This window comes from Vibrio sp. CB1-5 (assembly GCF_059412285.1).
This window is the reverse complement of sequence record NZ_JBJHPB010000020.1, coordinates 26,785-40,765: the sequence shown is the minus strand read 5'-3', so window position 1 is coordinate 40,765 and position 13,981 is coordinate 26,785. Positions and strand designations below refer to the sequence as shown.

Here is a 13,981-nt window from a genome sequence, read left to right as displayed (position 1 = left end):
TTCGCTTGCATCTAAACCCCCTCCATATCACTGTTCCAGAAGTGAGGTTCATTCTCTGTCGACTTCTCTAATAATTCGTTGGCTTTCGCGACCATATATTTTGGCTGCGCGATCACGATGTCTTCCGGTACTCGCTGACCATTCGCAATGTAGGTCACCGGCAGTGCATTTTGGACAACGACACTAATAAACTCACCCAAACTCAACGACTCATCCAACTTGGTCATTATGCAACCAGATAGTGGGATGCGCCTAAAGTGATCCAGTGTCTCTTGCAGTACTTGTCGCTGCGCGGTAGCAGGGAGAACAAGGTAGCTGTGAATCACTTCGCCACTCTCTTGCATCAGAGTGTCTAACTGTTCGGACAAACGCACGTCGCGCTGCCCCATACCGGCGGTATCTATCAACACCAAACGTCGATTTCTCAACTGATAGAGTACATCGGCCAATTCTTCAGAATCTTTAGCGACCCTTACCGGGCAACCCATAATGCGGCCATAAATCGACAGCTGTTCATGAGCACCGATACGATAAGTGTCAGTGGTCACCAAGGCGACATTGTCTGAGCCATACTCCATCGCCGCACGCGCAGCGAGTTTTGCCACAGTCGTGGTTTTCCCCACGCCGGTCGGGCCGAGTAAGGCAACGATGCCACCTTTGCGTAGAATATCTTGCTTACTGATAACAATCTGATCGGAAACCAAAGACAGCAGCGCTTTCCACGCTTTTTGTGGTGGTGTGTCTTCTGGAATATAGCAAGCAAGCTGGTCAGAAAGCTCAGGAGAGATCCCCATACGTTCAAGGCGCTTAATCAACATGGCGCGTAGCGGTTCACGACGCTCAACTTCTTGCCACATTAATCCGGAAACTTGATGTTCGAGCAAACGACGGATCGAGGACATATCCTCTTTCATCGCTTCAAGCTCTTCGCCAAATTTACCATCACGGCCACTATTTGGTCTGCGCGTCTCACGAGCATTATCTAAATAGCCGTCGTCAGAGCGATAAGAGGGACGAGCACTTTCTTGGCGGTCTCGGAAAGCCGACTCAGTTCGGTTTTGCTGAGCATACTGCAAGCGATCGCTGCTTTGATAGCCATCACTCACTGAACGAGAATCGCCGACAGGCTTACTACGCTCCGATTGACGGTCAAGTAATGCTGAAAGTGAGTCTGGTGGTGTGTTCTTCGGCTTGCTTTGCTCGTTGTCGTTACCGCGATAGCTTTTCAGCATATTCGCAAAACGATCGGTCATTGATGGTAGTGCGCTACTGGTCGATGCGGCACTGCTTTTTTGCAAGTTCACCACATCGTCTTTGAGGTCGCGACCATAGTTCGGCAAGGCCGAACGCGAAGGCGCCGCTAGAGCATTGCTGCCCATTTGACGCTCTGGCTGCGCAGTATCGCCATCAATAGCAGCCACGATTTCTACGCCGCCCGCCACTTTTTTATTCGACATGATCACAGCATCGGCACCAAGTTCTTCTTTAACTTGGAGCAGAGCTTGCCTCATATCCCTGGCGAAAAATCGTTTAATTTTCAAGTGTTACATCCATTCAATGTGCAATATCGTGTTTCGTCGCTGTAAGACCGGCGACCAGTGCTAAGGCTAATTACCTACGGCCTGCACGATTCTAATCTGTTTTTCATCAGGGATTTCTTGGTAAGACAAAACTCGTAAGTTCGGAATCGTATTTTTCACGAACTTCGCGAGCGTCGAACGCAATACACCCGATGTTAGCAGCACAGCTGCCTCTCCTTTTAGCTCTTGCTCTTGAGTCGCTTGTGTTAGCGAAGCTTGAAGTCTTTCGGCTAATCCAGGTTCAATGCCAGCGGATTCACCGCCAGACGCTTGCATAGTTTGATGCAAAATTTGTTCCAGTTCAGGTATCAGAGTAATCACCGGAAGCTCTGGCTCTATACCGTTGATTTCCTGAACAATCAGGCGTTTCAGCGAGATACGAACTGCTGCCGTCAATACGTCAGGTTCTTGACTCTTACCGGAGTATTCCGCCAAAGTTTGGACGATAGTACGAATATCACGGATAGGAATCGCCTCATGCAGCAAGTTCTGTAGTACCTTGACCACCGTACCCAATGGCAATTGCTCTGGGACAAAATCTTCCACCAGTTTCGGTGCAGTTCGGCCCAGCATTTCCAGAAGGTTCTGAACTTCTTCGTGACCCAATAGCTGCGCTGCATTATTAGTTAAGAGCTGACTCAAATGAGTAGCAAGAACCGTTGATGAGTCGACGACGGTATAACCGAGCGCCTGCGCGTGTTCTCGCTGCGCTTCTTGTATCCACACCGCTTCTAAACCAAATGCAGGGTCAATGGTCTGCTCACCATCAATCAGGCCGTAGACTTGTCCTGGGTTAATCGCGAGTTCTTGGTCAGGGCGAATTTCCGCTTCGCCCACCGCGACACCCATCAAGGTAATGCGGTAAGAGTTAGGCGTCAGCTCTAAGTTGTCTCGAATATGCACCGCAGGAATAAGAAAGCCAAAGTCCTGAGAAAGTTTTTTACGCACGCCCTTCACGCGCTCAAGCAGTTCACCACCTTGGTCTCTGTCTACCAATGGAATTAAGCGATAGCCCACTTCAAGGCCTATCACATCAACAGGTTGAACGTCATCCCAAGAGAGCTCTTTAGGAGGCGCAGCCGGGTCGCTGCTGTTCGCGCCCACCTCTGCAGGTAAGTTCTTCTCATCCGCTTTCATTTGCTGTTTACGATGCATCCAATATGCGCCACCACCGGCAAGTGCCGCCAAAAGCAAAAACGCAAAGTGTGGCATACCCGGCACAATACCCATCACGCCCAAAATACCGGCGGTAATAGTTAGTGCTTTCGGGTTATCAAAAAGCTGGAATACAACCTGCTCCCCCATGTCTTCGTCAGTATTTTGACGGGTCACCATGATAGCAGCAGCAATAGAAAGCAGTAGCGATGGGATTTGAGCAACCAGACCATCACCAATGGTGAGCAAAGTGTAGATTTGCAGTGCTTCGGTAAAGCCGAGCGAGTGCTGCATCATACCAATGCTGAGGCCACCAACGATGTTGAGAAACAGGATCAAGATACCTGCAATGGCATCACCCTTAACAAATTTGGACGCACCATCCATCGAGCCATAGAAGTCCGCTTCTTTGGTGACTTCAAAACGGCGCAGGCGTGCTTGGTCTTGGTCAATGAGACCGGCGTTAAGGTCGGCATCGATCGCCATCTGTTTACCTGGTAGGGCATCAAGGGTAAAGCGAGCACTTACCTCAGAAATACGTCCCGCACCTTTGGTCACAACCATGAAGTTAATGATCATCAAAATCATAAACACCACCAGACCCACAGCGTAGTTACCACCGATAACCACGTTACCAAACGCTTCAATTACGTTACCGGCAGCGCTGCCCCCTTCATGACCATAGAGTAATACCACACGGGTAGACGCGACGTTCAATGCCAAACGCAACAGCGTGGCAATCAGTAGAACGGTTGGGAATGCGGCAAAATCAAGAGGACGACGGGTATAGACCGATACCAGCAAGACCACCATGGCCAATGCGATATTAAAGGTGAAGAACAAGTCGAGCAGAATTGCCGGGATCGGCAATACAATCATCGCAAGCGCGGCAAGTACCATAACCGGAGCACCAATAGCAGGTAACGCACGGCGCGGAATGTTAGGCAGCTTATCGGCAAAAGGTAACGTCAATTTCATTACGGATAATTCACTACAGGCCTCCGTTTTCCTTGGAGACACGGGTTGTTTCTTTTAATACAGGCTAATTTGCAAGAATTACGCCATTAACGTACGCCATTTTTTTGACACCACTACTTTCCCCACTAGCAAAGACAAGGTCATGCTAGTAGCGCATGTCTTTCGGAATAGTCATTTGTTCAGTTTGTAACTTAGGTCTCTGACCACCCTTCTTACGATACTGCTTAAGCTGATACACGTAGGCGAGAATCTGCGCCACCGCAGCAAACAGTCCGTCAGGAATTTCTTGCTCAAGTTCTGTGGTGTGATACAGCGAACGTGCTAATGGCGGCGACGGGATAACATAAATATTGTGTTCTCTCGCCACTTCGCGGATCTTCAGCGCCATATGGTCCACGCCTTTAGCTACTACAATCGGCGCTTTGTCTTGACCTTGCTTATATCGCAACGCGACGGAAAAGTGCTCTGGGTTAGTGACAATTACGTCAGCCTGCGGTACTTCTGCCATCATACGACGCTGAGCCGCTTCACGTTGTAACATACGAATACGACCTTTCACCTCGGGTTTACCCTCGGTATCTTTGTATTCGTCTTTCACTTCTTGCTTGGTCATTTTCAGTTGGTTGGCGTGTTGCCAGATCTGAAATGGGATGTCTATCGCCACCACAATGAGCAGCGTGGTACTGATCAGTAAAATAAAATTAAGTAGGATATCCAGTGCATGGAAGATGTTTTGTGGATACACCTCCATACTGAGCTGGAACAAATCCGCTCGAGAGGCATTCACCAAATAAAATGCCATTCCAGCGACCAAGGCGACCTTTAGAATCGACTTGATCAGCTCCACCCAGCTTTGCATGCCCAGCATTCGTTTCACGCCGCTAAGCGGGTTCATCTTCGACATTTTGGGCATCGCAGCTGACGCGGAAAAGCTGATCCCGCCAACACCCGCGGCACCAATAAGTGCAGCAATAAACAGTACCACCAGAATAAGCGTCAGAGGCAACAGCAAGCTCGACAACGCGCCAAGCACAACGTCAAACAGCTTAGTGGAGTCGTAGATTTCTTCTCGGGTTAAGGTAAATAGCCGCGACATTGAGCCAAACAAAGCACGTGCTAATCCCTCACCAAACATCATTAGTGATAGCGCACCAACAATCAGTACGGAAACAGATGCCAGTTCTTTGGAGCGCGCCACCTGCCCCTTTTCGCGTGCTTGTTTAAGCCGCTGGGGGGTGGCGTCTTCGGTACGTTCTTGGCCGTCGGATTCTGCCATGATTAGCCCTCCCCTAGCACGCGAGATCGATCAAGCGACACACCTGACCTTCTACTTGTAACCAATAGAGCTGATAGTGACTATACAGCCCCGCCATAATGTACCAACAGATCATCAAACCGATGAGTAACGCAAACGCAAAACCGAGCGAGAAGATATTAAGTTGTGGTGCCGCACGAGTCATAACGCCAAAGGACAGGTTGACGGTCAATAGAGCAATAATACCTGCCAAGGCCATGCTCAATGCAGTCTGGAACATAATGCCAAGCCATCCCGCCATTTCACGAAAATCGGCACTAGAAAGATGCCCCGATCCCACAGGCAAGGTTTTGAAGCTCATGACCACTAACCGAATCATCTTGAGGTGCCCATCGGTCGCAAGGAAGAACATGGTTGTCAAAAACAGAAATAACTGACCTAGTACAGGCGTGTTTTGGCCATTGGCAGGGTCAACCATAGAAGCAAAACCAAGGCTCGATTGCATACCTAAGATCTGGCCCAGCATAACAAAGGTTTGCACCATAAACACCGTCACCATACCCATCGCGGTTCCGATCAGTATTTGCTCTGCAACAGTAAGGAACCCTTGAAATGACAGCAGTTCGATCGTTTGGGGAATGGCAGGAATAGATGGCGATACCGCCAGAGTAAGCGCAAGCCCCAAGAACAGTCGAATGCGAGGTGATACGAAGTTAGCCCCAGTAACAGACATCACCATCAACATGGCGGAAATACGCACATAGGGCCAAAAGAAGTTGGCTAGCCAATCAAGGACATCACTCGCAGGGTATTCCATGGGGAGTTACCAAAGTACCAATGGCAGACGTTCGATGATTTCATAAAAAAACTCCATCATCATCTGCGTGCCCCAATGGGCAAACGCCATCAGCGCCAAAATCGTGACAATCAATCTCGGTAAAAAACTTAGCGTCTGTTCGTTAATCGACGTTGCGGCTTGAAAAATAGCCACAACAAGGCCAACTAAAAGACTCGGTACTACGATGGCACAGACCAGCAGTAATACCAGCCACAATGCGTCTCTAAACAGTTCGACAAACATCTCAGGAGTCATAATGCTACTCCAGCTACAAGGCGAAACTGCCGGCCAAGGTGGAGAGAATGAGGTTCCACCCATCCACCAGCACGAACAACATCAGCTTAAACGGCAAAGAGACAATCATCGGTGAAAGCATCATCATACCCATCGCCATCAAAATGGACGCCACAACCAAGTCGATAATCAAAAATGGTAGGAAAAGCATAAAGCCAATTTGAAACGCTGTTTTCAGCTCAGAAGTAATAAAGGCCGGGATGAGCACCGCCATCGAAACGTCTTCTGGGTTCTGTGCGGTTGAGCCAGACATCTCGACAAAGGTCTCCAAATCTTTGACGCGTGTTTGCTTAAGCATGAAGTCTTTGATGGGCGCTTGTGCTTGTTCAAAAGCTTGCTTGGCACTGATCTGCTCATTGAGGTAAGGCTGAACAGCCTGCTCGTTCACCTGATTGAGCACCGGTGACATAATAAAGAAGGTCAAGAATATAGCGATACCAATGATCACCTGATTGGACGGCGTTTGCTGCAAACCCATTGCTTGGCGCAAGATAGACATCACCACGACAATGCGGGTGAATGACGTCATCAAAATCACCATAGCAGGCAAAAAGCCCAGCATGGTCATCAGTGCCAATATTTGCAAATTGACCGAATAGTCTTCACTACCATCTGGGTTAGTCGTCATGGTAAACGCTGGGATACCGGGTCCTGTGCCAAACGCACTGGATGTGGTTGCCCCGGCTGCGCCTCGGTCGTTGCGCATTTCGCTTACGGTAACGCTGCTACTTGGAGCAGCAGAACTTGAGATAGGCGTTGCTAACTCTTCTTCAGCAGCACTCACACTGACAGAAAACAGTGGCGCTGCAATCAGCAATAAGCAAACAAAAACGAGTCGAATGCAATTAGTCATTGTGAGTCTGCTTTTTCATGATTTTCGACAGCTGACTAGTAAATGCCGGTTGAGAGACTTCACTCTCTTCAAGCGGTTTCTCAAGCTTTGAGATAAGCTGAATCGTTTGTGAGGTAATGCCCACTAAAAACTGCTCTTCACCCGCTTCAACGACCGCGATACGCTCTTTGGTACCAACAGGGATTTGGCGGACAATCTTAAGCCCCTGCTGATTGACCAAAGATGGCACTTTCATGCGTTTTAACACCCACGCTAAACCCAAGATCACAGCAATCACTAAAACGAGTGAGCCAAGTGTTGCAGCAAAATCAAAAGGCGAGCCGCCGTTAGCAGAAACCTCTGCCGCAGCATGGGCGATTCCAGAAGTCATCAACAGCGCCGCCCCAATCGTGGACAACCAATATCGATTCAGTGTCATCAGTCTAATTCCATTCACTAACTTTGATTAACGCAGCTTCTTAATGCGCTCAGTTTGACTGATCACGTCCGTTAAACGAATACCAAACTTATCGTTCACCACGACCACTTCACCGTGGGCAATCAAAGTGCCGTTGACCATCACATCGAGCGACTCACCGGCAATACGGTCAAGTTCAACCACCGAACCTTGGTTAAGTTGTAGCAAGTTACGAATACTGATTTGCGAGCGTCCTACTTCCATCGAAATAGTGACCGGAATATCCATAATGGTGTCGAGCTTACGACGTTCATCATCAGTAATTGGTGCAGGTGAATCTTCTAGTTCATCCAACGGTGCCGCCAGCACTTCATCCACATCTACATCAGGCGCCATTGGATCTTCGCCCAGTGCCGCTGCCCACTCGTCTGCTAATTTTTGGTCATCACTGATTGTCATTGGTTATCTCTACTTCTGTTATTCTGTTGCACCGCGCACCTGCGCAGTTTGATTATTCTTGGTCTAAATCTTCAACGTGCTCAAGCTCAGCCATGATGTCTTTGCCAAGGAAAGCCAAATCGGTTTTCACCACATCTGGACGGCGGATTTTCTCTGACACCTGCACCGCAAGTTTCTCACCAGAGCGGCCCATTTTCACTCGGAAAGTAGGCAAATCTTCGACAAACATGGTGGCATTTTCAGGCATCTCGATTGGGATAATATCGCCTGCTTGCAGCTCCATGAGATCGCGTAGCGACACGTCTTTCTCTAACAAGTTGACACGAAAGTTGACGGGAACATCCATGATTTCTTCACGTAGCGCACTGCTCCAACGTACGTCGGTTTCCATTTTGTCGGACTGGACACCCGCATCAAGCAGCTCACGAATGGGCTCTACCATGGAGTAAGGCATCACGACATGAAAATCACCGCCGCCGCCATCGACTTCAATGTGGAAAGAACTCACCACAATGACCTCGGTCGGACTGACGATGTTCGCCATACTCGGGTTCACTTCTGAGTCTAAGTATTCGAACTCGACGCCCATCACCGGTGACCACGCTTCTTTGTAGTCTTCAAACACTGTTTTCATTAACAGCTGAATGATACGGCGCTCGGTTGGAGTAAACTCACGACCTTCAATCTTGGCGTGGAAACGGCCGTCTCCACCGAAAAAGTTCTCAACTAAGATGAACACCAAGCGCGCTTCCATGGTGATCAGTGCCGTACCTTTTAGTGGACGGAATCTCACCATGTTTAAGCTAGTCGGAACATACAGAGTGTTTTGGTACTCACCAAATTTCATCATCTGCACACCGTTTATCGACACTTCGGCTGTTTTGCGCAGCATGTTAAACAAACTGATGCGCATATGGCGCGCAAAGCGCTCGTTAATCAGCTCAAGCGTTGGCATGCGACCGCGAACAATGCGGTCTTGAGATGAAAAGTCGAAATGGACGACATCCGCCGGATCTTGATCCAGCTCGTCCTCTACCTCATCAACGTCATCCACACCGTGCAGTAGCGCATCAATCTCATCTTGGCTTAATAAATCGGTCACAATGCACCTATTGGATTACAAAATCGGTAAATAACACACGCTCAACCACTGGTGAACCTACTACTTGACTGAGGCTTGCTTGAACATCAGTGGTCGCTTGATCACGAAGCTCGACACGACCTGTCGAACTGCGCAGTTGCTCTACCGTCGCAGAGGCAAACGTTGAAAGTAGAGTGCTTTCAATCAATGGTGAATGGTAACGCGCTTGGCTCTCGTTATCTAAGCCACGAACCATAAGCTGAACTTTAATTTGCACCGTACGATCGCGCTGCTTCCCGGTGGCGTTAAACAGAAACGGCTGGGCAAGGTTGACATAAGAAATAGGGTCAACAGGCACCGCAGCACCTCCCGAAGCACTTTGTGTCGGTGATGCACTCACTGTGTCATCGGAGCTCAAAAACCAATATGCGCCACCGCCGACACCCAGTAGTACCACGACAGCGGCAACAATAATAATCAGCATCTTTTTGCTGTTGTTTTTTGCGGGTTGTAAACTTTCTTCAGCCATAATTCTTCAACTACTGCGTTATTTTGTTTTCGACACAATCACTTGTTACTTTATGCATCGTAATTTTCTACTTTATGCATAGTAACTTATGCCATCTTTATTCTGTTTTACAGCAACTTCAACGCTAGTGCCATTCTCAACACTATCAACGTCGCTGCCACCATTTGATGTGCCATTACCTGAACCGCCTGTACCGGATCCGTGTGACGCATGGCGCTGTTGCTGACCTTGCTGCTGTACGGATGTGTCCGCCAACTGAATGCCTTGCTGTGACAACATCTCACGTAGCCTTGGCATCGCTTGGTCAACCATGTCGCGAGTCTGCTGGTTTTGAACGGTAAAGTGCACCGTTGCCGAATCGTTGTTCAGGCTCATGCGAATTTGCATACGGCCTAACTCTGGTGGATCAAGACGGATGTCGACGTGTTTTAAGTTCTTCGACATCATCATTTGCACACGCTCAGCTACCTGGTCGCTGGCATTTTCTTTTGTCATTACCATTGGTGATTGAACCGCTGAGGCTGCGGGCGCCTGCTGCTCAGCGCGCAATTGCTGGGTCGCAGTTAATGCGCCAGCTGCTTGTAGCGCAGTGTCATTGCCTAAGCCTGCCGGATTTTGAGCTTTATTAGCGCCCTTAATTCCATTGATATTCGCGCCAGCCACTTGCGTACCCATAGGTGAACCTGCTTTGGCTGCATCGGTACCACCAAGCTCTTTCCCACCTGCCATCATCGCTGCGGCAGCGGCTATTTCACCAGCAGGTTGGCTGGCGACTTGAGTACCTTGAACCGATACTTGAGCTGAACTGGCTTGTGCACTCACTTGTGACTGAGTTTGAAGAGCGACACCAGTAGAAGATACGCCCGTAGGAGACGTTGCAGAAGGCGGCATTTTATCTGCTGCAATAGCGGCACCTGCAAGTGCTGCTTTCGCTTCTGATTTGGCGGCAAGTTCCGCGTCGGATTTACTCCAAGCAATGTTTGCTTGCGCCTTGCCCTCGCCTTCCGCTACGAGTGCAGTCTTAGCATCAGAAGCTTGCGTCAATTTACCGTCAGAAGCGTGTGCACCCGCCGCGGAGGCCGCGAATACTGTATTCGAACCTTGAGCCTGTTTACCTGCTAACTCTGCCTTACCATCCGTTATCGAAGATGCTATTTGTTCAGAGTTTTGCGAAGAAGACTGCAATGAAGGCTGTGCTTGCTCAGCGGCGGCAACGCCTACTGCTGCGCCTGCAACCTTCTCTGCCTCACCATCAACGGGCTTTTTAAGGGCTTTATTGGATTCGTCGAGACGTGAGAGCAGCTCTGCATTTTCAGACATGGCTTGCTCAGCATCTGCGCCAACCTTTGCTGAATTGCTACTGGACTTGTCTATAGAAGGCTTGTTTTCAAAAGTCTTGTTTTCAGAAGACTGTGCTGCGGCTAAATCCGCAGGCTCTTCAGTGTTAATTTGAGTAGCACCAGCCAACGCTGCCTCATCTGTCATTTTTTTGACAGACGCTTCTGACTCTTTACCCTGCGTGGCAGTATCAACCTTATCCGTCTTTTCCGCTTTTACATCAGACACCTCTTCATCAGAGGAGTCCTCTTTACTGGATTTCGTCTGCGTTGCCGCATCTTCCAGCATGGCATCAGTTGACTGAGAACTTGTCTTTGATTTGGTTGCACTGCTCTCAACCTTTTGATCAGCTTCAGACTTTTCTGGAGATAGTGCGTCTTTGAACTTATCCCAAAATCCCGGGCTTTCGCCAGCATCACTCTCAGAGACTGAAGCTTTACCTTCACTCTTTGGCAGCACGCTATTCGATACGCTGTTATTTGAAATCGACAGACTCATTCCATTTACGCCCGTTATTTAAAAAAGATTGCTGACTCGGCGGAAACTTGCCGCCCATATTTACTAGACAGGTCGATGCAATTTTTATACCGAGTATCGTGCCTAAGTAAGTCAGAAAATCGAGACGGGAAATTAACGTGCTTGGCGACGACGGGCGAACAACAAGTTCGAGAATTCATCCATTTGCTTTTGATCGCGCTTTGCTTCGAGCTGGGCTTTTTCTTTGGCTTTTTTCTCAATCAACCACTCGTAAGACTGACGCTGTTTACGAGTGTTGTGCCAAAACTCTTCACAGTCATCCACTTGCTGCTTAAAGTGCCCCTCGGCTGACTTTTGCTTAGTGAGCGTTTCATCTAACTGAGTGAGAAAGCGATTGAGGTGCCCATATTGGCTTGCCGTTAATCCCTCTTGTCCGCGAGCAACCAACTGATTGCAGTAATCAAGTCGATACTGCTCAATTTGTTGCACTTGCTGATAATATCCTTCAAGTTCAGTGCGAGCTTTATTTAGTGCCAGCACCGCTTGTTGTTCGTTATCTTTCGCTTGCTCAAGCAAGAACTCTAGGGCGTTTTCCATGCAATGACTACTCTACGGAAAGAAGCTGTTTCAACATGCCAAGGCACATGTCGTAAGGCACGGTTTCTCGCATACTTTGTTGTAAGTATTGGTCGAGTTTTGGTTTCAAGGTGAACGCACTATCGATGGCTGGATCGGTTCCCGGTTTATAGGCACCAATCGATACCAAATCTTGATTTTTACGGCAAACTGACAGAATTTGTCGCACAGCTTTCGACATCAGGACATGCTGATCATCAGTAATTTGTGGCATCACACGACTCACCGATTTTTCGACATCAATGGCCGGATAATGACCAGCATCCGCCATTTCACGTGATAGCACAATATGGCCGTCTAGGATGGCTCGCGAGGCATCGGCAATCGGATCTTGTAGATCATCCCCTTCCGTCAGTACCGTGAAAAATGCCGTAATCGAGCCTTGATTAACGTCACCATTACCGGCGCGCTCTACCAAGGCGGGCAGTTTAGCGAACACCGATGGAGGATAACCTTTGGTCGCTGGCGGCTCACCAACAGAGAGGGCAATTTCACGCTGTGCTTGAGCAAAACGAGTTAGCGAGTCCATGAGCAGCAACACATCCAGCCCTTGGTCACGAAAATACTCTGCAATGGTCAAAGCCGTTTGACAACCTTTCAGGCGCATCAGCGGTGAAGCATCAGCAGGAGCGGCAACGACTACTGAGCGCTGACGTCCCTCGGTACCCAAAATCTCTTCTATGAATTCTTTTACTTCTCGGCCACGCTCACCAATAAGACCAACCACAACCACCTGCGCAGTCGTGCCTCGAGTCATCATGCCAAGCGTCACCGACTTACCGACACCGGAACCGGCAAACAGACCAATACGCTGACCTTTACCAACCGTTAACAGGCCATTGATGGCTTTAAGACCAACATCCAAAGGCTCAGTAATTGGCTTACGCGCCAATGGGTTAATGGGTTCAGCATTAAATGAAGCACGCTTTTCAGTGTAGATGTCGCCAAGGCCATCAAGTGGATTACCCACGCCATCAATGACACGGCCAAGGAGCTCCATTCCAACAGGCAACCCCGTTTCCGACGCCATTGGGGTGACTTTTGCCCCCGGTAGTACGCCCGTGATTTGCTCACTTGGCATTAAATAGAGATGTTCGCCAGAAAAGCCAACCACTTCAGCGTCCATATCGCCATGCATGGTTTCCACTTTACATAGACTGCCGATAGGCGCTTTACAACCGATCGCTTCGAGCGTCAAACCCACCACACGAACCAGTTTGCCGGAAGCAGTCGCTCGGGATTTATGGCCTTCGACCTTATAGTTGGCCAGTCGCTGAGCCAGCGGCTGCATTACTCGCCCCCTTGGTGGCGATTAGCACCGCAAAAGCTTTGCAGAACGTTTTTAACGCGATCTTCCAGTTTATAACTCACGCTAGAATCACCCGCTTCAATATAGACATCACCGCGATTAAGCGACGGTTCAACAACTAACGTCCAATTGCGAATGTTGAGTTCATCATCACCATAAGCAGCGCGCACGATATCAACGTCAATCGGGTTAAGTTTTAACGTAATCGCATGACCTAAGATAGGCAAAGCTTCCACTGACTGCTTAATGGTATCGAGGATGATCTGTGGGTTGGTTTGAACTTCGACATGCACCACTTCTTTGGTCAGTGCGAGTACCATGTCCACCAGCTGCTTTTCAACTTGGCTGTTCATCAGCTCAAGCGGGTTGGCAAACTGGTTAGCAAGCTCCATGAAGGTGTCAACTTGCTGTTTGATGTACTCTTCACCAGCCGCAACGCCTTCCGCTTTACCCAGCTCTAAACCTTCGCTATGACCGGCAGCGAGGCCTTCCTCTTTGCCTTTGTCATAACCTTGCTTAAAGCCTGCTTCTTGGCCTTGGAAAAGACCATCTTGATAAGCGCCTTGTTTGATTTGCTCGATTTGTTCCTCAGTGAGCATTAACGGCTCTTCTTCCTGAGCGGCCTCTTCACGAGGCGTCCAGCTCGGGTCGTAGTTTAGCGCCGTTTCTCTAGCCTCTTGAGTCACTTGAGAGGTGTAGTCAGGCAAGCCCCACGAGTGAGCTTGCTCTGCAGTATTATCTTCAGATGGGCGTAAAAAGCCGCGTTTTCGATCACCAGACATCGGCAAACCTTCCTTTAACT

The 13,981-nt window shown here is 49.0% G+C and carries 14 protein-coding genes; all 14 read right to left on the bottom strand.

The window, feature by feature from the left end; all coding sequences use genetic code 11:
* Window positions 1-11 precede the first annotated feature (11 nt).
* Window positions 12-1,541 carry a flagellar biosynthesis GTPase FlhF gene (gene flhF / locus ACJB0T_RS14515; RefSeq protein ID WP_479290856.1) on the bottom strand — a complete coding sequence of 510 codons (1,530 nt, stop codon included), beginning with the start codon at window positions 1,539-1,541 and terminating at the stop codon, window positions 12-14.
* Between the two features lie 66 nt (window positions 1,542-1,607).
* A complete protein-coding gene (gene flhA / locus ACJB0T_RS14510) occupies window positions 1,608-3,713 on the bottom strand; it encodes a flagellar biosynthesis protein FlhA (RefSeq protein WP_479290857.1) in 2,106 nt (701 codons plus the stop codon).
* A gap of 145 nt (window positions 3,714-3,858) precedes the next feature.
* Window positions 3,859-4,989, bottom strand: coding sequence for a flagellar biosynthesis protein FlhB (gene flhB / locus ACJB0T_RS14505; protein ID WP_479290858.1), 1,131 nt, complete (start codon window positions 4,987-4,989; stop codon window positions 3,859-3,861).
* Between the two features lie 13 nt (window positions 4,990-5,002).
* Window positions 5,003-5,785, bottom strand: a complete 783-nt coding sequence (gene fliR, locus ACJB0T_RS14500) for a flagellar biosynthetic protein FliR (RefSeq protein ID WP_479290859.1) — start codon at window positions 5,783-5,785, stop codon at window positions 5,003-5,005.
* A 6-nt stretch (window positions 5,786-5,791) separates the two neighbouring features.
* On the bottom strand, window positions 5,792-6,061 hold the full coding sequence (fliQ, locus tag ACJB0T_RS14495) for a flagellar biosynthesis protein FliQ (protein WP_353496733.1): 270 nt from the start codon (window positions 6,059-6,061) through the stop codon (window positions 5,792-5,794).
* A 13-nt stretch (window positions 6,062-6,074) separates the two neighbouring features.
* A complete protein-coding gene (gene fliP, locus ACJB0T_RS14490; protein WP_479290860.1) occupies window positions 6,075-6,953 on the bottom strand; it encodes a flagellar type III secretion system pore protein FliP in 879 nt (292 codons plus the stop codon).
* Window positions 6,946-7,371, bottom strand: coding sequence for a flagellar biosynthetic protein FliO (gene fliO, locus ACJB0T_RS14485; protein WP_479290861.1), 426 nt, complete (start codon window positions 7,369-7,371; stop codon window positions 6,946-6,948). The genes fliP and fliO overlap by 8 nt, the downstream gene beginning before the upstream one ends.
* A 27-nt stretch (window positions 7,372-7,398) precedes the next feature.
* Window positions 7,399-7,809 (bottom strand): flagellar motor switch protein FliN, encoded by a 411-nt coding sequence (fliN, locus tag ACJB0T_RS14480; RefSeq protein WP_042497033.1) that lies wholly within the window; start codon window positions 7,807-7,809, stop codon window positions 7,399-7,401.
* A gap of 52 nt (window positions 7,810-7,861) precedes the next feature.
* Window positions 7,862-8,911, bottom strand: coding sequence for a flagellar motor switch protein FliM (gene fliM, locus ACJB0T_RS14475; protein ID WP_479290862.1), 1,050 nt, complete (start codon window positions 8,909-8,911; stop codon window positions 7,862-7,864).
* Between the two features lie 7 nt (window positions 8,912-8,918).
* Window positions 8,919-9,419 carry a flagellar basal body-associated protein FliL gene (fliL, locus tag ACJB0T_RS14470; protein ID WP_112461811.1) on the bottom strand — a complete coding sequence of 167 codons (501 nt, stop codon included), beginning with the start codon at window positions 9,417-9,419 and terminating at the stop codon, window positions 8,919-8,921.
* Window positions 9,420-9,491: 72 nt separating this feature from the next.
* The gene (locus tag ACJB0T_RS14465) at window positions 9,492-11,255 is read right to left on the bottom strand and encodes a flagellar hook-length control protein FliK (RefSeq protein ID WP_479290863.1); all 1,764 of its coding nucleotides are present in this window, start codon (window positions 11,253-11,255) and stop codon (window positions 9,492-9,494) included.
* Window positions 11,256-11,387: 132 nt separating this feature from the next.
* Window positions 11,388-11,831, bottom strand: coding sequence for a flagellar export protein FliJ (gene fliJ / locus ACJB0T_RS14460; protein WP_112461808.1), 444 nt, complete (start codon window positions 11,829-11,831; stop codon window positions 11,388-11,390).
* 7 nt (window positions 11,832-11,838) lie between these two features.
* Window positions 11,839-13,161 carry a flagellar protein export ATPase FliI gene (gene fliI, locus ACJB0T_RS14455; protein ID WP_479290864.1) on the bottom strand — a complete coding sequence of 441 codons (1,323 nt, stop codon included), beginning with the start codon at window positions 13,159-13,161 and terminating at the stop codon, window positions 11,839-11,841.
* Window positions 13,161-13,961: a flagellar assembly protein FliH gene (gene fliH, locus ACJB0T_RS14450; protein ID WP_479290865.1), complete on the bottom strand. Its 801-nt coding sequence runs from the start codon at window positions 13,959-13,961 to the stop codon at window positions 13,161-13,163. Before fliH ends, fliI begins: the two co-directional genes overlap by 1 nt.
* Between the last annotated feature and the right edge of the window lie 20 nt (window positions 13,962-13,981).